A 1,530-nucleotide genomic window follows, 5' to 3' on the forward strand; every position below is an offset into this window, starting at 1 on the left:
CTTGTGAATGTTTGTCCGGCGGCGTCCTACTCTCCCACACCGTCTCCAGTGCAGTACCATCGGCGCTGAAAGGCTTAGCTTCCGGGTTCGGAATGGGACCGGGCGTTTCCCTTTCGCTATGACCGCCGTAACTCTATCGATTTATCAACCACACCCGAACCACTCACACGAGTGTGGGGGTTGATGTATCGAGAACCATACAGTGGACGCAGAACATCATCGTTGTCATCAAGTCATCGGCTTATTAGTACCAGTCAGCTACACCCATTACTGAGCTTCCACATCTGGCCTATCAACCCAGTCGTCTAGCTGGGAGCCTCTCACCCACAAGGGGCATGGAAACCTCATCTTGAAGCGTGCTTCCCGCTTAGATGCTTTCAGCGGTTATCACTCCCGAACGTAGCAAATCAGCCGTGCCCTTGGCAGAACAACTGACACACCAGAGGTTCGTCCATCCCGGTCCTCTCGTACTAGGGACAGGCCTTCTCAAGTTTCCAAGGCACAGAGGATAGGGACCGAACTGTCTCACGACGTTCTAAACCCAGCTCGCGTACCGCTTTAATGGGCGAACAGCCCAACCCTTGGGACCAACTCCAGCCCCAGGATGCGACGAGCCGACATCGAGGTGCCAAACCATGCCGTCGATATGGACTCTTGGGCAAGATCAGCCTGTTATCCCCGGGGTACCTTTTATCCGTTGAGCGACCACGCTTCCACAAGCCATGGCCGGATCACTAGTCCCGACTTTCGTCCCTGCTCGACCCGTCGGTCTCACAGTCAAGCTCCCTTGTGCACTTACACTCAAAACCTGATTGCCAACCAGGCTGAGGGAACCTTTGGGCGCCTCCGTTACTCTTTGGGAGGCAACCGCCCCAGTTAAACTACCCACCAGGCACTGTCCCTGAACCAGATCATGGTTCGAAGTTAGACATCCAGAACGACCAGAGTGGTATTTCAACGTTGACTCCACCCAAGCTGGCGCCTGAGCTTCACAGTCTCCCACCTATCCTACACAAGCCGTACCGAACACCAATACCAAGCTGTAGTAAAGGTCCCGGGGTCTTTCCGTCCTTCTGCGCGTAACGAGCATCTTTACTCGTAATGCAATTTCGCCGAGTTCATGGTCGAGACAGTGGAGAAGTCGTTACGCCATTCGTGCAGGTCGGAACTTACCCGACAAGGAATTTCGCTACCTTAGGATGGTTATAGTTACCACCGCCGTTTACTGGCGCTTAAGTTCTCAGCTTCGCCACCGAAGTGACTAACCGGTCCCCTTAACGTTCCAGCACCGGGCAGGCGTCAGTCCGTATACATCGAATTACTTCTTCGCACGGACCTGTGTTTTTAGTAAACAGTCGCTTCTCCCTGGTCTCTGCGGCCATTCACGCTCCCCCAGCAAGTGGGTTCACGATCCAGGCCCCCCTTCTCCCTAAGTTACGGGGGTATTTTGCCGAATTCCTTAACCATGATTCACTCGATCGCCTTGGTATTCTCTACCTGACCACCTGAGTCGGTTTGGGGTACGGGCGG

Annotated in this window: 2 rRNA genes; both read right to left on the minus strand. The window is 54.4% G+C overall.

Annotation, left to right across the window (positions count from 1 at the left end):
* Positions 1–13: 13 nt before the first annotated feature.
* Positions 14–130: ribosomal RNA gene (gene rrf / locus MOPEL_RS07030) — 5S ribosomal RNA — on the minus strand.
* Between the two features lie 94 nt (positions 131–224).
* Positions 225–1,530, minus strand: a 23S ribosomal RNA gene (locus MOPEL_RS07035); the annotation flags it as partial.

The sequence above is a fragment of the Mobilicoccus pelagius NBRC 104925 genome, assembly GCF_000247995.1.
Classification (GTDB): Bacteria; Actinomycetota; Actinomycetes; order Actinomycetales; family Dermatophilaceae; genus Mobilicoccus; species Mobilicoccus pelagius.